The following is a 19,087-nucleotide window of genomic DNA, read 5'->3' on the forward strand; positions in this document are numbered from 1 at the left end:
GTTCGGCCGGCCGATTCGAATGGGAAGGTTGGCGGCCGATGTAGTCTCGGCGCGTTGCGTCCGATCAGCGTTGCGCGTCGGTCGCCATTTTAAGCGCCAGCGCGGCGAGCACCGTCCCCATCATCCAGCGCTGGATGACCATCCATAGCGGCCGTCCGGCAAGAAAGGTGGCGATCGAACCGGCCGTTACCGCGATGATGGCATTGACCGTCAGGCTGATCGAGATCTGCGTGGCGCCGAGCACCAGAAGCTGCGACAGCACATGGCCCTTGCCCAGCGAGATGAATTGCGGCAGCAGCGACAGATAAAGCACCGCCACCTTGGGGTTGAGGAGATTGGTCATCAGGCCCATCGCGAACAGCTTGCGCGGCCTGTCCCTCGGCAGTTCGCGCACCTGGAACGGCGAGCGCCCGCCGGGCCGCACCGCTTGCCAGGCGAGCCATAGTAGATAGAGCGCGCCGGCAATGCGCAGTGCGTCGTAGGCAAACGGCACGGCAAGCAGCAGCGCGGTGATGCCCAGCGCAGCCGATACGACATAGAACAGAAAGCCGACCGCCACGCCGCCGAGCGAGATCAGCCCGGCCTTGGGGCCTTGCGACAGCGAGCGCGAGATCAGGTAGATCATGTTCGGCCCGGGCGTCAGCACCATGCCCAGGCAGACCAGCGCGAAGGCGAGATGGTTGGCGGTTTCGGGCACGAGCGATCTCCGGGAAGCGGTGACGATACCCATCACGCGTTTTGACTCACCGCAAGAGCATGATGGCCGGAGCCTTTGCGCCAGCGTCGAAAATGACGAAAGCGGCGAAGCCGCCAATTTCCCCCGCAAGGTGGGGAAGATCAGCAGCTTCAACCCTCAGCTCACCACGCGCAGGTTCGAGAGCTCGTTGGCGATTTCCTTGAAATTGTCGGACAGCGTGGCGCCGGTCGCGTTCCAGAACAGTTTTGCAGGCTTGCTCGGGTTGGTCGGATCCTTGCGGAAGCGCGAGTCCGACGAGCACGTCTTCAGTGCCTCCATCGCGCTCTTGTCGCCGGCGTCGGTCGTCGACATGTCGAGCGCTACCGTCATCACCATGATGTTGGCCGCCTTGGCGTTGTTGCACAGCGTCGCCATCTGCTCGTTAAGGGCGGCGGTGTAGTTGCTCGACGAATAGTTGAGCTGGCCGATGGCGCTCGACGTGCCGCCAAACAGGCGGGTGACCGCAGTGCCGTTGTAGCCGACGCCGGTATAGCCATAGCCGGCATAGGTCGACTTGTTGCCGGCCGGGTCGCTGTTCACCGTCGAATAGGTGTTCTCGCCGTCGGTGAGCACGATGACCACCTTGTCGTTGCCGCGCTCGGTCTCCGGGCGGCCCTCGGTGAAGGGCTCGGTGCTGGAGACGGTGCGCCAGCCCCAGGCCATGCCTTCCGGCACATTGGTGTTGCCGTTGGGGGCCATCAGGTCGATTGCGGCCTTGATCTTGGTCAGCCCGGCGGCGTTGGCGACGTCGGTCAGCGGTGTGATCGGCGTGGTGGTGCAGCTGTAATTCGGACCGGCACCCGTCCCCAGCACCGGCGCGTTCATCGGCCGTGGCTGGAAATATTTGGCCATGTTGGATTGCCTGGTCTTGCCGGTGGTGCTCGCCGGATCGTCGTTCCACCAGCTGTTGGCCGCGCCATAGGTCTTAGGGGCCACCTCGTCGGGGTCCTGCGTTATGTACCAATGATTGCCCGGCTCGTCCGGCGCGAACATCGGCACGAACTCGGTCGCGGGATCGCCGACGCCGGTGCCGGTGTTGTTCGGTCCGCCGGAGGCCGGCGCGTCGGTGACATTATAGGGGTAGGGACGGACCTCGACGCAGCCCTGCCAGCTGGCGAACGGTCCGTATGTGTCGTTGTAGTCGTATTCGTTGTGGCTGTCCGAGCATGTATGATTGGCACGATATTTGTCGCAGACCACGCGTTTGCTGCCGACGATGCGCTCGTGGCTGGTGACCACCTTCATGTCGCGGTAGAGCGAGAAGCGGGTCAGCATCTGCCCCTCCTGCTCACCCCAGCCAGTGCCTTTCTTGTACCAGATGCCGCCGATCTTCTGGGCATATTTGTCGGCTGCGTTAAGCGTCGACCAGGCGAAATTCTCGTTGTGGATGGGCGACAGCCCGTAGGCGTCGATCCATGACGCGTTGTCGTTGCTGGCGCCGACATTGACCGAGGCGGCGAACGGCACCAGGCTGAACTGGACCGGCTTGTCGATCTGCTTGATCATCGCGGCCTGCAACGCAAGCGTGTCGACGAGCTGCTTGGCGGCTTGCTTGAGAAGGTCGATGCGCTTTTGTCCGGCACCCGTGCCCGTGTTCGACATCGACCCCGAATTGTCGAGCACCATGGCCACTTCCAGCGTGTTCTTCAGCCGGACTTGCGAACACACGGAGTACGTGACGTTTTCCGACGTCCTGCCGATCAGCATCGCCGCTGCCGGCAGAAAATAGGGCTTGTAGACCAGGCTGGCGCACAGCTTGACGATGCCGCCGCCGGTCGTGCTGCTGGGCAGCGTAACGCTGAGCGTCGTGTCGGCGGGATCGACGTCGTTGAGGTTTGCCTTGAAGAAGTCGAGCGCATAGGCCCGCAACTGGTCGTCGGTGGCGCCTTCCACCAGCCGGCGCGCGGTGGCGAAGTTGGCGGCGTCGAGTGCGTTGACCACCCTCTGCTTCTCGCTGACCACGCCGGTGTAGTCGACGGCCATGGCCACGCCGCCCATCAGTGGCACCATCGCCACAACGGTCATCAGAGCGTAATTGCCGCGGCGGTCACGCCAGAAGTCACGCCGGAATGTGCGCCAGAGTTCACGCATGTGATGTAAGCGGCCCCGCCTGCGGATTCTTCAATGCCGCCACAGTTTCACAAAACGTTGAAGGATGGGTTTGGGAAACTGCTCGATTGCGCGGATAGCGCTTCACCAGGCGCTAACCAAATGCACGGACACGTGAGCAACGCCGCAACAAAACGCCCCGCCGAGGCGGAGCGCCGTGTTCAAAAGATCGCGCCGATCAGCTGACGATGCGCAGGTTCGACAGTTCGTCGGCGATTTCCTTGAAACTTTGCGACAAGGTGGCGCCGGTCGCGTTCCAGTACAGCTTCGCCGGTTTGCTCGGGTCGGTCGGATCCTTGCGGAAGCGCGAATCCGAGGAGCATTTCTTGAGCGCGTCTATGGCAGTCTTTTCCGCCGGCTTGGTGGTAACCAGGTCAAGCGAGACCGTCATCAAGAGAATGTTCGAATTCTTCGCATTGGTGCAAAGCGTTTGCATCTGCTGGTCAAGCGCGGTTGTGTAGTTGGCCGCCGTATAAGTTGTCTTGGGGACGGTCGTGTTGACGAAAAGGCGGGTCGCGGTTTCCCCCGTTTTCGGGCCGGTATAACCATAGGCGGCGTAGGTCGATCCGTCCTTAGCATAGCTGCTGGTCATGTCGTTTGTGGGGCCGATGCTGTAGGTGTTGGCGCCGTCGGTCAGCACGATGACGACTTTGTCGTTGCCCCTTTCGGTGTTCGGCCGGCCTTCTGTGAATGGCTCGTTGCTCGACACCGTCCGCCAGCCCCAGGCCAGCCCTTCCGGCACGTTGGTGTTGCCGGTCGGCGCCATGGCATTGATGGCGTCCGTCAGGATTTTCTTGCCGGCCGTGGTGGTTATGTCCTGCAACGGCGTGATCGCGGCGGTCGTGCATGCCGCATTGGGTCCATCATCAGAGCCTGCGGCCGCTGCGTCCCAGGGCTTTGTCAGAAAATACTTTCGCATATCCGCTTGGCGTTTGGGGACAGTCAGCGTGTCGGAATAATCGATCCACCAATTGTTGGCGTAACCCCATGTCGATGTGCTGGTGCGAGTTGTGTCGAGCCAGAAATTGCCGGCTTCGTCCGGGGCGAACATCGGCACGAACATGGTGGCGGGCGTGCTCGTGGTCGGCGATGTGTCGTCGTCATTATAGGGATACGGCCTCGCCTCCACGCAGCCCTTCCAGGCTTCGTATTGGGCGGTCACAGAGGTCTTGCAACTGCCGTTCGAGTTCTTTTTCGTACAGCTCGTGGCCTTCATGTCGTTTGCAAAGAGACTGAACCGCGTCGCCGTGGTATTTTGGCCGTATTGCCCGGTGCCCCAGCCACTGCCGCGCTTCCAGTAAGCACTGCCAACCTTTTCAATGTATTTATTCGAGTCATAACCAGATGACGCGTTCTTGTACATGAACTGCCAATCAAAGTTCTCGTGATGGATTGGCGAAATGCCGGTCGTATCCATCCAGGTTGCGTCCTTGTTGGCTGGGCCAACATTGACCGACGCAGAAAACGGGACCAGCGAGAACTGCACCGGCCTGGTGACCTGCCTCATTTGTGCGGCCTGGAGCGCCATCGTATTGACAAGCTCGGTAGCGGCCTTCTTGAGCAAATCTATTCGCGGCTGGCCGGTGCCGGAGCCGTTGATGCTCATGGAGCCGGAATTGTCGAGCACGAGAGACACTTCCAGCGTGTTCTTGAGGCGGATCTCGGAGCACGCGGAGGTTTTGGCATCGGTGGACGTTCTTCCGATCAGCATGGCCGCCACCGGCAGGAAATAGGGGTGGAACGTCAAACTGGCGCACAGCTTCAGCGTGCCGCCACCTGCGTTGTTGTTGGGCAGCGTCACCGTCAGGGCCGTATTGGCCGAGCTGACCTTTCCGAGATTGGCTTCGAAGAAATCCTTCGCATAGGCCTTGACTGCCGTGTCGGTCGCCCCGGTGACGATCTGCTGTGCCGTGGCAATCCCGGCGGCATCCAGCGCGTTCAGCATGTTCTGCTTTTGGCGCAAGAGGTCGGTGTAGTCGATGGCAAGCGCCAGCGCGCCCATCAAGGGCACCATGGTGATCACTGTCATCAAGGCATAGTTGCCGCGTCTGTCGTTCAGAAATCTGCGGATCATGCCTTCAGCACCCCTGCCAGGACCCAATATCGGTCCGAAGATGCCCACAAAATCGTTAAATTTCAGGTTGCTGAAATACATTCAACATCGGCCCATCTTTTCAAGGCTCGTTAACCACTCGGCCCTGGTGATCAGCGATGCGACATTGTTTCGATCGACCGAAGCTCGGAGAAGGGTGGTTCCTGCCCGTTGCAACCCTTTGATCAGCCCGTTGCGCAACAGCCTCGCAAGTGCCGAAAAGCTGGTGACAGGATGAAACGCTTCGGTTAATGCGGGGCCGGTTGCGGCGGACCGTCGGCTGCAGCTCTCGCAATGATCGTCACAGCAGGAAAACGGCATGGCGGATTCGCCTGACATCATCGGCTCGCTCGCGGATTTGTCGGGCGCCTACTCGGCCATCCTGTGCGATGTCTGGGGGGTGATCCACAATGGCGAATGGCATTTTCCGGCGGCTGCCGAAGCGCTCGCCGCCGCGCGTGCGGCGAAGGTCCCGGTCGTCCTGATCACCAATTCGCCGCGCCGCAATGCCGATGTGGTGGCGCAGATGAATGCGATCGGCGTTCCCGCCGCCGCCTACGATCGCGTCGTCACCTCAGGCGATGTGACCCGCGACCTTATCGCCGAAGGCCCGCGAACAATCTTCCATATCGGCGCCGACCGCGACTTCACCCTCTATGACGGCCTCGACGTCGAGCTCGTCGAGGAGTTCGAGGCTTCCGGCGTGGTCTGCACCGGGCTGTTCGACGACGAGGTGGAAACGCCTGAGGACTACGCCGATCTGCTGCGCCGGCTGCGCGCCAGGAACCTGCCTTTCATCTGCGCCAATCCCGACATCGTGGTCGAACGCGGCGAGCGCATGATCTGGTGCGCCGGCGCCTTGGCGCGTGACTATGCCCAGCTTGGCGGTCGCACGCTGATCGCCGGAAAACCCTATGCGCCAGTCTATGACGTAGCGCTGCGGGAGGTTGCCGTGCTTCTCGGCCGCGACGTCGCGCGCTCCGAGGTGCTGGCCATCGGCGACGGCATGATGACCGACGTCAAGGGCGCCGCCGACAACGGCATCGATGTTCTTTACGTCTCAGGCGGCATTCACGCGCGCGACTATGGCGATCCCATGCAGCCGGACCCCGCCAGGCTTGCAGCCTTTCTGCAAAAGCACGGCTACCGGCCGGTCGCCGTCATTCCGAGACTGCGGTAGGATTGCTGCATGAGAGCAGCTTTCGAACACATTTCAGCAACCGCGCCGCTGCCGCCGCATTTGCGCCGCGGCGTGGTGGCGATCGGCAATTTCGACGGCGTCCATCGCGGCCACCAGGCGGTGCTCGATCGCGCGCTTGCCGAAGCCAGGCGGCGCGGCGTGCCGGCGCTGGTGCTGACCTTCGAGCCGCATCCGCGCAAGGTATTCAGGCCCGATATGCCGCTGTTCGTGTTGACGCCGCCGCCGATGAAGGCGCGGCTGTTGTCGCATCTGGGCTTTGCGGCACTCGTCGAACAGCCGTTCACGCGCGCCTTTGCCGGCCTGTCTGCAGAAGCTTTCGTGACCGACGTGCTGGAAAGGAATCTCGGCATCACCCATGCCGTCACCGGCTTCGATTTCCACTTTGGCAAGGACCGGCAAGGCGGCCCGGCCTTTCTGATGGTGGCAGGCGAGCGCCACGGGTTCGGGGTCACCCTGGTCGACGCTTTTCGCGACGAGGGCGCCGAGGTGGTGTCGTCGAGTCGTATCCGCGCGCTGCTCTGCGAGGGCGAGGTGGCCGAAGCCGCCGGCCTGCTCGGCTATCGCTTCACTGTCGAAAGCGAAGTCATCGGTGGCCAGCAACTCGGCCGCACGCTCGGCTTCCCGACAGCCAACATGAGGCTTTCGCTGGAAACGACTCTGAAGGAAGGGATTTATGCCGTCCGCTTTCGCCGCGGCGACGGCACGCTGCATGATGGTGTCGCCAGCTTCGGGCGTCGCCCGACTGTCGACGACAATGGCGCGCCGCTGCTCGAAACCTTCGTCTTCGACTTTGCCGGCGATCTCTATGGTGAGATCTGCGACGTATCGTTCTTCGGCTTTTTGCGCCCCGAGGTGAAGTTCGATGGGCTCGATGGGCTGGTGGCACAAATGAAGCGCGACGAGGCGGAGGCGCGCGCGCTGCTGGCCGGCGTCAGGCCGCTTTCGGATCTGGACGGCGCCATCGCTTTTTGAGCCTTCCGGCCGCTTACCTCTTCAAGCCCCTACTTCTTCAACGCCAGTCCGAGAGCGATGAAGCTCCAGCCCTGGAAGATCAGGTCGATGGCCAGGAACAGGCCGAGCACCCACAGGCTGTTGACCGGCCAGCCCATGGCGATGGTCAGCCCCGCCAGCACGCTGATCAGGCCCGCCGCGACGACCCAGCCCCAGCCCTTTTCCGGTCGGTGGCTATAGCCGACCCAGGCCCTGAGCGCGCCTGAAGCGACCAGCGCCACCGCCAGCAGCAAGGTCAGCACCGTCGAGGCCAGCAGCGGATTGTCGAAGGCAAAGAAACCGGCAACGGCATAAAGCAGGCCGCTGAGCAGCCAATAGAAGAAGCGACTCCAGGTCTTCACGCCGAAGGCATGCACGATCTCGATGATGCCGGCCATCAGCATCAGCCAGCCCACGACATAGACCGAGGCGACGGTGGCGATGAACAGATTGCCGAAGGCAATGCCGCCGAAGATGAGCAGCAGCACGCCGAGCGCGACGAACCACCCCCATTTGTCCCGTGTCCGGCCGATCGCATCTTTCAGGGTATCACCGTGCAGGGTCATGGCTGCATCTCCTCGAAATCGCCTGGCACCTTGCCGGGAGGTTAGCCCCGGCTGTAGGGACGTCCAGCCGATGGCGACGGCTAGCAAACAAAAAAAGCGTCGGTGGCTTGAGGTTCGCGCGTACGTGTCAATTTATGGCAGCCCACCCAGTCACAAGGACGAGGACAAGCGTGACGATCGCTCCAGAGACGTAGACGATCGTTCTGACACTGCCACCCTTGGCGGCATTGCCGCCGCGTAGGTAAACCCCCAGGTGAAGCAGGCGTATCGCCACATGAACCCAGACAATGGTCGCCAACGTGGCCGACCCAACGCCAACCATCATGGCCAGCACCGCCGGGACGACAAAAGGCGCCAGCGCCTCGACCGAGTTCATATGCACGCGGTCGATCCTGTAGAGGAGATTGGCGTCGTCGGCCGGGATCACCGGACCGGAAAGCGCTCCGGCAAATCCCTTGGACGAACCCGAGTAAACCGCCAGCGCGACTGACAAAAGACAGAGGATCAGTACACCGAGGATGCTTAGCCAATAGGGTTCCATAATTGTGCTCCTTCAGGTCACCTTGCTGGCAAAAAGATCTTGGAATCGCCTGAGATACAGCGGCCAGCCTCGATCACCGTCAATCCCAAAGCGCACGCCTTCCCAGCCTTCGCCATGACGTTCGAGATTGCGATGCTCGATCTCGACGCGGGTCCGGCTATTCGTCTCCGCCGTAAACCGGACTTCCCACTCGCTGGTCCTGTCCGGATTGGTCTCGATCTGCCATTGAGGGCTGATATCCCAACTCAGAAGCAGTCGGTTCGGCGGCTCGTAGGCCAGCACCCGTGCCCAGCGGCACTCGCTGCCATCCACACCGCGGTCGTAGACGTGACCGCCAACGCGGGGTTCGAAGATCGTCTCCGCGATCGGCACCGCAAGCAGGTTATGCTCTTTGGGTTTGAAACTGCCGAAGTGCTCGGTGAAGACCTTGAAGGCATGTGCGATCGGAGCCTCGACAAGGATGGAGTGCCTCACGGGCGGTTGATGTGTGCTCATTCCTGCTCCTTCAAGGGCTGTTCGACGACCACTTTGTAGGCCGCCAAGGTCTTGCTCCAGAACCGGTCGAGTTCGGCGCGCAGGCTGGCCAAGCCTTCCGGTTCGACCCGGTAGATGCGTTGCTTGCCTAGCCGTGTGTTGGCCACGAGGCCGGCGTCCTTGAGCACCTTCAGGTGCTGCGAGACCGCCGGCCGGGTGACAGGAAGCGCACGAGCCAATTCCCCGACCGAACAGGGTTGTTCGACCAGCAGTTCGAAGATCGTCCGCCTGGTCGGGTCGCCAAGCGCTGTCCATCTGTTCATGTTAGTCTGCACTAACGCGAATTTAGGCAACCTCGCTATTTCTGCCAACTCGCCACAGGCCCGGCGGCGCCCTGTTCAAATGGGCCACAGCGCAAAAAACAGGGTCGCAGTTGCCGCCACTGCTGTAGATTTTAAGTCAAATTTTACCGAACCGGCGCCATGGCTTTGGCTGCCGGGTGTTCTCTCCGTTTTGTTTCGCGTATGGGGTGATGATGCGTATTGTCTGGACGATTCCGCTGTTTCTCGCCTCGGCGCTGCTCACTGTGTCCACCGCCAATGCGGGCGAGGGTGCCTTCGGCTGGATGTCCGGCGACTGGTACCTGACGCTTGGCGCCACCGGCATGGTCGCGCCGAAATTCGAGGGCTCCAACAGCTATCTGCTCAGCGCATCGCCGATCATCTCGCTGGGCAAGGCCGGCCCGGCCGCGCGCTTTACCTCGCGCAACGACAACATCTCGCTGGCGCTGGTCGACGATGGCGGCGTCCGCGCCGGCCTGACCGGAAAGTTCCTGTTTTCACGCGACAGCAAGGATGAACTCAAGGGCCTCGGCCCGGTGCGCTGGGGCGGTGAGGTCGGCGGCTTCTTCGAATTCTACCCGACGGATTGGTTGCGCGCCCGCGCCGAATTGCGCCACGGCATTCGTGCCCATAATGGCTTTGTCGCCGACATCGCCGCCGATGCCTTCTACGATATCACGCCGACGGTCAGGATTTCGGGAGGCCCGCGCGTGTCCTTTGCCTCATCGAGCTATTTCGACTCCTATTATGGCGTCAACGCCAAGGAGGCTGTGGCCTCGGGCCTGAGCGAATACCATCCTGGCGGCGGCCTGAAATCGACCGGACTCGGCGGCGCCATCACCTGGAAGGTCACCGACCCGATGACCGCCAGCCTGTTCGGCGAATATGCGCGCCTGATAGGCCCGGCCGCCGATTCCAGCCTGGTCAAGGAGCGCGGCGACCGTAACCAGTTCACGGTCGGCGTCTCGACCACCTATCGCTTCGACTTCGCGATGTAAGTGAATCGAACAAGAGACGCTTTATTCCTACGGCTTTCTCCGCTAAAAGCCCGGGAATGACGAGCTTTTCACGCGTTCGCGCGCTGACGATACGAATTACAGGCCCGGTGTTCCGGGCGGCCTGAGCGCCGCCGGAGCCGCCGGGAGTTTTGCGCGCCCCCTCGCGCTTTTCCAATCATGATAGTTCACGCCCGAGCTTTTACGCCCGCCGGGCAATGCATATGGCAGACCAATGACCGACACTGTTGAAACGATCGACTATTCCAAGACGCTTTATCTGCCGCAGACGGATTTCCCGATGCGCGCCGGCTTGCCTGAAAAAGAGCCGCTGCTGGTCAAGCGCTGGCAGGATATGGACCTTTACGCCAAGCTGCGCGAGGCGGCCGCCGGCCGCGAAAAATACGTGCTGCATGACGGCCCGCCCTACGCCAATGGCAACATCCATATCGGCCACGCGCTGAACAAGATCCTCAAGGACGTCATCACCCGTTCGTTCCAGATGCGCGGCTATGACTCCAATTACGTGCCCGGCTGGGACTGCCACGGCCTGCCGATCGAATGGAAGATCGAGGAACAGTACCGCGCCAAGGGCAAGAACAAGGACGAGGTGCCGGTCAACGAGTTCCGCAAGGAATGCCGCGACTTCGCCGCGAACTGGATCACGGTGCAGGGCGGCGAGTTCCAGCGGCTCGGCGTCGTAGGCGATTTCAAGAACCCCTATACGACGATGGCTTTCCACTCGGAGTCGCGCATCGCCGGGGAGTTGTTGAAGTTCGCCATGTCCGGCCAGCTCTATCGCGGCTCCAAGCCGGTGATGTGGAGCGTGGTCGAGCGCACCGCACTGGCCGAGGCCGAGATCGAATACCAGGACTATGAGTCCGACACGATCTGGGTGAAGTTTCCAGTTGTGTCAGGATTTTGGAGCGTTGAGCACTTTGCATCAGACGCTGCACCGTCCATGCGCGTTCCGGAAAGCGTTGCACTTTTGGACAACGCCCACGTCGTCATCTGGACGACAACCCCGTGGACGATCCCCGGCAACCGTGCCGTCAACTATTCGTCACGGATCGGCTACGGCCTTTATGAAGTTACAGCAGCCGAAAATTCGTTCGGTCCACAGCCCGGTGAAAAGCTGATCTTTGCAGATGCGCTTGCCGAAGACTCCTCGGCCAAGGCCAAGGTCACCTTGAATCGGCTTCGCAGCGTTTCGGTCGAAGAGCTTGGAAGCCTTACACTTTCACATCCCTTCAAAGGTCTCGGCGGCGGCTACGAATTCGCCGTGCCGATGCTGGCCGGCGATCATGTCACCGACGACGCCGGCACCGGCTTCGTCCACACCGCGCCCGGCCATGGCCGCGAGGACTTTGATGCCTGGATGGATGCAGCATCGGATTTGCGCGCACGTGGCATCGACCCTGCCATCCCCTTCACTGTAGACGACGCCGGCTTCTTCACCAGAGACGCGCCAGGCTTCGGCCCGGACCGTGAAGGTGGCGCCGCGCGCGTCATCGACGACAACGGCAAGAAGGGCAATGCCAACCAGGCGGTTATCGACGAACTGATCAAGCGCAACGCGCTGTTTGCGCGCGGCCGGCTGAAGCACAGCTATCCGCACTCGTGGCGGTCGAAGAAGCCGATCATCTTCCGCAACACGCCGCAATGGTTCGTCTATATGGACAAGGACCTCGGCGACGGCACGACGCTGCGCAGCCGTGCGCTGAAGGCGATCGATGACACACGCTTCGTGCCGGCGGCCGGCCAGAACCGTATCCGCGCCATGATCGAGGAACGCCCGGATTGGGTCTTGTCGCGCCAGCGCGCCTGGGGCGTGCCGATCGCCGTCTTTGCCGACGAGGACGGCAATGTGCTGAAGGACGAAGCCGTCAACCAGCGCATCATGGACGCATTCGAGAGGGAAGGCGCCGACGCCTGGTTCGCTGCCGGCGCCAAGGAGCGTTTCCTCGGCAATCACGATGCCTCCAAATGGAAGCAGGTGATGGACATCCTTGACGTCTGGTTCGATTCGGGCTCGACGCATGTCTTCACGCTGGAAGACCGTCCGGACCTGAAATGGCCGGCCGACGTCTATCTCGAAGGTTCCGACCAGCACCGCGGCTGGTTCCACTCCTCGCTGCTCGAAAGCTGCGGCACCAGGGGCAGGGCACCTTACGACACCGTCGTCACCCATGGCTTCACCATGGATGAGGAGGGGCGAAAGATGTCGAAATCGCTCGGCAACACCGTCGTGCCGCAAGACGTCATCAAGCAGTCCGGCGCCGACATTCTGCGGCTATGGGTGGTGACGACGGATTATTGGGAAGACCAGCGTCTCGGCAAGAACGTGCTGCAGACCAACATCGACGCCTACCGCAAGCTTCGCAACACCATCCGCTGGATGCTGGGCACGCTCGCCCATGACGATGGCGAGGAGGTGCCGCTGGACAAGATGCCGGAACTGGAGCGGCTGATGCTGCATCGGCTGGCCGAGCTCGATGAGGTCGTGCGCTCGGGCTACGACGCGTTCGAGTTCAAACGCATCACCCGCACTTCGCTCGACTTCATGGTGGTCGAGCTGTCGGCCTTCTATTTCGACATCAGGAAGGACGCGCTCTATTGCGAGGGACCCGCCAGCGTGAAGCGCAAGGCCTCGGTACAAGTGGTGCGCCACCTCTTCGACTGCCTGGTGAAATGGCTGGCGCCGATGCTGCCCTTCACCACGGAAGAAGCCTGGCTCGACCGTCATCCGGATGCTGTCTCGCTGCATCTCGACCAGTTCCCCGACATTCCGGCCGACTGGAAGAACGAGGCACTGGCTGAGAAATGGCGCAAGGTGCGGCAGGTTCGCCGAGTCGTCACCGGCGCGCTCGAGATCGCACGCGCTCAGAAGGTCATCGGTGCCTCGCTGGAAGCCGTGCCGGTCGTGACCCTCGACGATGCCGCGCTTGAAGCCGCGATCGCCGATGTCGACATGGCCGAAATGGCGATCACCAGCGATCTCGTCATCGCCCATGGCAAGGCGCCGGAAGGCGCCTTTGCGCTCGACGACGTCAAGGGTGTCGCGGTGGTGGTCGAAAAGGCCGAGGACCGCGGCTTGGTCAAATGCGCGCGTTCGTGGCGCTATACCGCCGATGTCGGGCAGGACGTGGAATTCCCCGACGTGTCTGCCCGCGATGCCGCCGTCCTGCATGAACTCAAGGCTCTGGGACGTTTGTGACTGCTCATAAGCCGGTGCACAAATGCCACGCCGCGTGGGCGAAAACCGCCCGCGCGTTGCCCTTAACGAGTGGTTGAGGTAAACACGCGAAACTCCGGAAGACAAATTGTCGCCGGAATTCCGTCGCAAGAGCGTGGACGATGGGGACCGGGCCTTTGGCCGGTGACGATCGAGAGGCTGTCTAGAGTGGGACTTTTTGGCATGATCGACAGAACTTCCGTGCGCGTTGCGCTGCTGGCGCCGCTTGTCGCGTCCGGCCTCGCTCTGTCCGGTTGCATGGGCTCGCCTACCTACGGCACCGACAAGACGGCTGGCGAGCAGCTTGCCGGAGACCTTTCCGGCGCCTTCGCGATCACGCCCAAGCACAAGGAACAGATCGACTACAGGCCGCGTCCGGAGCTGGTAAAGCCGGCGCCGGGGCAGAAGGAAGTGCTGCCGCCGCCGCAGGAAAGCATCGAGACGGCGAGCACCGATTGGCCCGAATCGCCCGAGCAGCGCCGCGCCCGCCTGCGTGCCGACGCCACTGCCCACCAGGACGACCCGTCCTATCAGTCGGGGATCGTCGATGACGTGCAGACCGATCCGGCTTCCGTGAAGAAGGCGCTGGCGGATTCGGGCTCCAGCCACCCGCCGGCCTGGTCGCCGAAGGATTCAGACAAGGGCCGCGCCGCCGAGATCCAGCGCCGCACCGCAGAGCAAAAGCAGGGCGACCCCAACACTCGCAGATATCTGAGCGAGCCGCCTCTGGCCTATCGAGCTGCCTCCGACACGGCGCCGCAGGGCGAACTCGGCGAGGATGAATACAAGAAGGAACGCCGCCTCAAGAAGGAAGCGGCCGCCAAGGGCAAGAGCGGCGGGCTCTTCGACTGGCTGCCCTCCTGGTAGGAACCGTCGCCTTCGGTAGCTGAAGGCTCTACGTTTCGCGTCTTTCCCGAAAGAATTCCCTGAGCAGCAGCGCCGCGTCGGCCTCGGCCATGCCCGGATAGATGTCGGGCGTATGGTGGCAGGTCGGCGAGGCGAAGAAGCGCACGCCGTTGACCACCGCGCCGCCCTTCTCGTCGGCCGCGCCGAAATAGAGCCGGCGCAGCCTGGCGAAGGAAATGGCGCCTGCGCACATGGCGCAGGGTTCCAGCGTCACATAGAGGTCGTGGCCGGTCAGCCGCTCGCTGGAGAGCGTTTGGCAGGCCGCGCGGATGGCCAGCATTTCGGCATGCGCCGTCGGATCGGCAAGTTCGCGGGTGCGGTTACCGGCGGATGCCACCACCGTGTCGCCGCTGGCGATGACGGCGCCAACCGGAACTTCTCCGCGCAAGGCGGCGGCTTGCGCCTCTTTCAGCGCCAGCGCCATGAAATCCGGCCGCTTCACGCGGTTTCCATTCCGATTATCTCCTCGCCACTTGGCGGTGATCCTGTTATGGAGCGCGTCAACCCGAATATCGGAACAGATTTTCGGAAATGATCATGCGCCAAATCAAAGTGCTATAGCGTCCTTTGCGCGTCCGAAAGGATGCGCCACGCTGTAGCAGCGCAACAAGGCAAAGGCCACATGGACGACAACGACAAGAAATCTCCGCGCCACAAAGGCCCGGGCAAAAGCGGCCCTGGAGCCGCAGGGCCGCGCCGCGATGGCGCCGCCGGCAAAAGCGGCAAACCCTCCTTCGGGGCCAAGAAACCCTATTCACCGCGAGGCGCCCGGCCCGCAGCGGCTGAGGGCGAGCGGCCCAAGCGCGATTTCAAAAGTGGCGACCGGCCATTCAGCAAAGGTCCGCGTTCCGAAGGCAAGCCCTTCGAAAAGCGCGAGGGACCGCGCAAGCCATATGCACCACGCGGTGACCGGCCGATGGCAGCCGAAGGCGAGCGCAAGCCGTATGAAAAGCGCGAAGGGCCGCGCAAACCCTATGCGCCGCGTGGGGATCGCCCTATGGCGGCCGAGGGTGAACGCAAGCCGTATGAAAAGCGCGAGGGGCCGCGCAAGCCTTATGCACCGCGCGGCGATCGGCCGGTTGCGGCCGATGGCGAGCGGCCAAAGCGCGATTTCAAGGGCGGCGATCGGCCATTCAGCAAGGGGCCGCGTCCCGAAGGCAAGCCTTTCGAAAAACGTGAAGGGCCGCGCAAGCCCTACGCACCGCGTGGCGATCGGCCTGCTTCCGCCGAGGGCGAAAAGCGTTTTGACCGGCCAAAGCGCGATTTTGGCGATCACCCGCAGCGCGACGCCGGAGATCGTCCCAAGCGTGACTTCAGCGATCGCCCCAAGCGCGATTTCGGTGGTGACCGGCCGCAAGCATCTGGCGGCGCCTTCAAGCCGCGCCCGCGTCCGGCAGATGCGGAAGAAGCCGGCGAGCGTATCGCCAAGCGGTTGGCCCGCGCTGGCCTGGCGTCGCGCCGCGACGCCGAAGACCTGATCGCGGCGGGCCGTGTCAAGGTCAACAACCGGGCTTTGACCTCGCCGGCCTTCAACGTCATGCCGGGCGACATCATCCATCTCGACGGCATGGAGATCCCGCCGATCGAGCGCACCCGCCTGTTCCTGTTTCACAAGCCGGCCGGCGTCGTTACCACCAACCGCGACCCCGAGGGCCGCAAGACCGTGTTCGACGTGCTGCCGGCCGAATTGCCGCGGCTGATGACCATCGGCCGCCTCGACATCAACACCGAAGGCCTGCTGCTGCTCACCAATGATGGCGGTCTGTCGCGCGTGCTCGAACTGCCTGCCACTGGCTGGCTGCGCCGTTACCGCGTGCGCGTCCATGGCAAGGTCGAGGAAAGCATGCTCGCAGGCCTGCGTGAAGGCATTGCCGTCGACGGCGTCTTCTACGGCGCCATCGAAGCGACGCTCGACCGTGAGCAAGGCACCAACGCCTGGCTGACGATCGGCCTGCGCGAAGGCAAGAACCGCGAAGTGAAGAACATCCTTGGATCGCTCGGCCTCGACGTGACGCGGCTGATCCGCATCTCCTACGGACCGTTCCAGCTCGACGATCTCGCCGAAGGCCATGTGCTGGAGATCAAGGGCCGCGTCTTGCGCGACCAGCTCGGCGAGCGACTGGTCGAGGAATCCGGCGCCAATTTCGACGCCGAGATCATCAAGCCGTTTTCCAACCAGCCGGTGCGGCGAGAGCGTGACGCGGAGCCGGAACGGCCGAAAGTCACCCGCGAGGGTGACCATCGGCCGATCGGCGAGGGCGGTCTGATCAAGAACCGCAAGCGCCGCGAAGGCAGCCGCGACGAAGCGCTCGGCAAGCTGTCGACCAGTCCCGAAAGGGGCGCGAGGCCGGAAAAGAGCTTTGGCGAACGCGGCCCGAGACCCGAGCGCAGCGAGTTTTCGGACAAGCCGCGCAGCGAGTTTCGCGAAAAGCCGCGCGGCGATTTTGGCGACAAGCCCCGTGGAGGCTTCGGCGACAAGCCGCGCGGCGCCTTTGGTGACAAACCGCGCGGCGGCAAGAAGCCCGAGCGCGAGCAGCGGCCGATCGATCCGCCGGGCCAGCGCAAGGCTAATGTCTGGATGGCGCCGGGCGCGCGTCCGATCGGCAAGGGCAGGGCGGAAGCCGATGCCGCCAAGGCGGCCGAGGCCAAGGCGCGCAAGGCGTCATTCAAGCCGGGCTATGGCAAGCCCGCCTATGGCAAGCCAGGCGGCGCCAAGCCGTTCGGCAAGCCGGGTGGCGAGCGTCCGGATGGCGGTCGGGGCGGCGAGCGGCCACGCAACGGTCCCAAGGGCCCGAGGACCAGATGATGCCGGGACTTAAATGAGATCCGGCCTTAAATGAGACCCGGGCATAAATGAGAATCGTCGGCGGCCAATTTCGCGGGCGTCCGCTGGCGACGCCGCGCGACCATGCCATCCGCCCGACGACCGACCGCGCCCGCGAGGCCGTCTTCAACGTGCTGGCGCACCGCTTTGCCGACAAGCTCGAGGGCGCGCGTGTGCTCGACCTTTTCGCCGGCACCGGCGCTCTCGGCCTCGAAGCGCTGTCGCGCGGGGCTTCCTATGGCGTCTTTATCGAAGAATCGGCCGAAGGGCGCGGCCTGATCCGCACCAATGTCGAAGCTTTTGGCCTTACCGGCCGCACCAAGATCTTCCGCCGCGACGCGACCGCCCTGGGTGAGGCCGGTACGCTTGCGGCATTCGGCCTGGTCTTCGCCGATCCGCCCTATGGCAAGGGCCTTGGCGAGCGCGCCCTGCGCTCGGCCAGGGATGGCGGCTGGCTGCTGCCAGGCGCGCTGTGCGTGGTCGAGGAAGCCGCCTCGGCGCCCTTCGAGATTGGGCCGGAATTCTCGGTGCTTGATGAACGAAACTACGGCGAGACGGTGATCCGGTTCGTCGAGCTTGCGTAAGGGTGGGGCGATCGGCGCCTTCAAAATGACGCACAATTCACTTTGCCTCCCCGGCTAACCTTGCCTATCGTCGCGCGATAACAACCGGAGCCATCAATGACATTTCATACTGAATGGCTGCGGAGAGCCTTGCTCGCCACCGCGCTGACCATGGCCGGCCCGGCCCTGGCCGCGGATGATGGCAAGGTGGCCAACTTCCTGCTCGACAATGGCATGGAGGTGGTGGTCATTCCCGATCATCGCGCCCCCATCGTCACCCATATGGTGTGGTACAAGATCGGCAGCGCCGACGAGCCGCCAGGCAAGTCCGGCATAGCGCACTTCTTCGAACACCTGATGTTCAAGGCCACGACCAACCACGCCGCGGGCGAGTTCGACCGCGCCATATCGGCCATCGGCGGCTCCAACAACGCCTTCACCTCATATGACTACACTGCCTTCCACGAGACGGTGGCGCCCTCGGCACTTGGTGAGATGATGAGCTTCGAGGCCGATCGCATGCGCAACCTCATCTTGACCGACGAGGTCATCAAGACCGAGCGCGACGTGATCCTGGAAGAGCGCCGCTCGCGCATCGACAGCAATCCGCAGGCGGTGCTCGACGAAGAGGTCGACGCGACGCTCTGGCAGAACCAGCCCTACCGCATTCCGGTGATCGGCTGGATGCAGGAGATGGAGCAGTTGAACCGCACCGATGCGGTTGCCTTCTATGACAAATACTACCGCCCCAACAATGCGGTGCTGATCGTGGCCGGCGATGTCGAGCCGGAGGTCGTGAAGGCGCTGGCCGAAAAAACCTATGGCAAGGTCGCGCGGGGTCCCGACCTGCCCCCGCGCATCCGCCCGGTCGAGCCGGAGCAGAACACCAAGCGCACGGTGACGCTCACCGATGGGCGCGTTTCGGTGCCGAGCTTTTCGACGCAATGGGTGGTTCCGTCCTACCACACGGCAAAACCGGGCGAGGCCGAGGCGCTCGACCTGCTGGGAGAGATCCTTGGCGGCGGCAGCCGCAGCCGGCTCTACCAGCAGCTCGTGGTCAAGCAAGGCATCGCATCGGCGACCGGCGCCTTCTTCCAGGGTACGATGCTCGACGCCACCAATTTCACCGTCTATGGCGCGCCGCGCGGCGACGCCAAGCTGAGCGACGTCGAGGCGGCCGTCGAGGCCGAGATCGCCCGCATCGTCAAGGACGGCGTCACCGCGGACGAGCTGGAGAAGGCCAAGGCCCGCTATATCAGGGCCATGATCTTCGCCCGCGACAAGCAGGACGAGATGGCCAATCTCTACGGCGCCGAGCTCGCCACCGGCGGCAACGTCAGGGATATCGAGGAATGGCCGGACCGCATTCGCAAGGTCACCGCCGATGAGATCAAGGCGGTCGCCGCACGCTATCTGCTGCTCGATCGTACGACGACCGGCTATCTCTTGCCGCAGCAACAGGCGGGGAATTGATGATGACGAGATTGAGCGTTAGCGCTGCCCCTCACCTGCCT

At 63.1% G+C, this 19,087-nt stretch carries 16 protein-coding genes; 8 read left to right on the top strand and 8 right to left on the bottom strand.

From position 1 onward, the window contains the following. Positions 1–64: 64 nt before the first annotated feature. From AC3CCE_RS30615 to AC3CCE_RS30625, 3 genes are all read right to left on the bottom strand, one after another. Positions 65–697: a LysE family translocator gene (locus AC3CCE_RS30615; protein ID WP_352537586.1), complete on the bottom strand. Its 633-nt coding sequence runs from the start codon at positions 695–697 to the stop codon at positions 65–67. A gap of 156 nt (positions 698–853) precedes the next feature. Further along, the gene (locus AC3CCE_RS30620; RefSeq protein ID WP_352626788.1) at positions 854–2,827 is read right to left on the bottom strand and encodes a pilus assembly protein TadG-related protein; all 1,974 of its coding nucleotides are present in this window, start codon (positions 2,825–2,827) and stop codon (positions 854–856) included. 196 nt (positions 2,828–3,023) lie between these two features. Beyond that, positions 3,024–4,919, bottom strand: coding sequence for a TadE/TadG family type IV pilus assembly protein (locus tag AC3CCE_RS30625; protein WP_031246514.1), 1,896 nt, complete (start codon positions 4,917–4,919; stop codon positions 3,024–3,026). Between the two features lie 337 nt (positions 4,920–5,256). Here AC3CCE_RS30625 and AC3CCE_RS30630 point away from each other — a divergent pair, with 337 nt between their 5' ends. Beyond that, positions 5,257–6,117 (top strand): TIGR01459 family HAD-type hydrolase, encoded by an 861-nt coding sequence (locus AC3CCE_RS30630; protein WP_023745459.1) that lies wholly within the window; start codon positions 5,257–5,259, stop codon positions 6,115–6,117. Between the two features lie 9 nt (positions 6,118–6,126). Further along, positions 6,127–7,110, top strand: a complete 984-nt coding sequence (locus AC3CCE_RS30635) for a bifunctional riboflavin kinase/FAD synthetase (protein WP_352626791.1) — start codon at positions 6,127–6,129, stop codon at positions 7,108–7,110. Between the two features lie 29 nt (positions 7,111–7,139). On the opposite strand, the gene AC3CCE_RS30640 is transcribed toward AC3CCE_RS30635, so the two are convergent. The 4 genes from AC3CCE_RS30640 to AC3CCE_RS30655 form a co-directional block, all read right to left on the bottom strand. Further along, entirely contained in the window at positions 7,140–7,694 is a 555-nt protein-coding gene (locus AC3CCE_RS30640) for an HdeD family acid-resistance protein (protein ID WP_023671535.1), read from the bottom strand. Positions 7,695–7,821: 127 nt separating this feature from the next. After that, a complete protein-coding gene (locus AC3CCE_RS30645) occupies positions 7,822–8,235 on the bottom strand; it encodes an MAPEG family protein (protein ID WP_023671536.1) in 414 nt (137 codons plus the stop codon). Positions 8,236–8,247: 12 nt separating this feature from the next. Beyond that, positions 8,248–8,730, bottom strand: coding sequence for an SRPBCC family protein (locus AC3CCE_RS30650; RefSeq protein ID WP_023739215.1), 483 nt, complete (start codon positions 8,728–8,730; stop codon positions 8,248–8,250). Then, entirely contained in the window at positions 8,727–9,032 is a 306-nt protein-coding gene (locus AC3CCE_RS30655; protein ID WP_023689559.1) for an ArsR/SmtB family transcription factor, read from the bottom strand. The genes AC3CCE_RS30650 and AC3CCE_RS30655 overlap by 4 nt, the downstream gene beginning before the upstream one ends. 212 nt (positions 9,033–9,244) lie before the next feature. Between AC3CCE_RS30655 and AC3CCE_RS30660 the strand changes: the two genes are divergently transcribed. From AC3CCE_RS30660 to AC3CCE_RS30670, 3 genes are all read left to right on the top strand, one after another. Next, positions 9,245–10,048, top strand: coding sequence for a MipA/OmpV family protein (locus AC3CCE_RS30660; RefSeq protein ID WP_352626855.1), 804 nt, complete (start codon positions 9,245–9,247; stop codon positions 10,046–10,048). A gap of 232 nt (positions 10,049–10,280) precedes the next feature. Continuing rightward, a complete protein-coding gene (ileS, locus tag AC3CCE_RS30665; RefSeq protein WP_352626795.1) occupies positions 10,281–13,262 on the top strand; it encodes an isoleucine--tRNA ligase in 2,982 nt (993 codons plus the stop codon). 201 nt (positions 13,263–13,463) lie between these two features. Next, entirely contained in the window at positions 13,464–14,147 is a 684-nt protein-coding gene (locus AC3CCE_RS30670) for a hypothetical protein (RefSeq protein ID WP_023682973.1), read from the top strand. A gap of 28 nt (positions 14,148–14,175) precedes the next feature. Here AC3CCE_RS30670 and AC3CCE_RS30675 read toward each other — a convergent pair whose 3' ends face one another. After that, the gene (locus AC3CCE_RS30675; protein WP_023694762.1) at positions 14,176–14,628 is read right to left on the bottom strand and encodes a nucleoside deaminase; all 453 of its coding nucleotides are present in this window, start codon (positions 14,626–14,628) and stop codon (positions 14,176–14,178) included. Positions 14,629–14,808: 180 nt separating this feature from the next. Between AC3CCE_RS30675 and AC3CCE_RS30680 the strand changes: the two genes are divergently transcribed. The 3 genes from AC3CCE_RS30680 (at position 14,809) to AC3CCE_RS30690 (ending at position 19,046) form a co-directional block, all read left to right on the top strand. Next, positions 14,809–16,992 carry a pseudouridine synthase gene (locus tag AC3CCE_RS30680; RefSeq protein WP_352626797.1) on the top strand — a complete coding sequence of 728 codons (2,184 nt, stop codon included), beginning with the start codon at positions 14,809–14,811 and terminating at the stop codon, positions 16,990–16,992. Positions 16,993–17,039: 47 nt separating this feature from the next. Continuing rightward, the gene (rsmD, locus tag AC3CCE_RS30685) at positions 17,040–17,594 is read left to right on the top strand and encodes a 16S rRNA (guanine(966)-N(2))-methyltransferase RsmD (RefSeq protein ID WP_352626799.1); all 555 of its coding nucleotides are present in this window, start codon (positions 17,040–17,042) and stop codon (positions 17,592–17,594) included. 96 nt (positions 17,595–17,690) lie between these two features. Next, positions 17,691–19,046, top strand: coding sequence for a M16 family metallopeptidase (locus AC3CCE_RS30690; protein WP_023805020.1), 1,356 nt, complete (start codon positions 17,691–17,693; stop codon positions 19,044–19,046). Positions 19,047–19,087 lie beyond the last annotated feature (41 nt).

This window comes from Mesorhizobium sp. P160187, assembly GCF_057766425.1.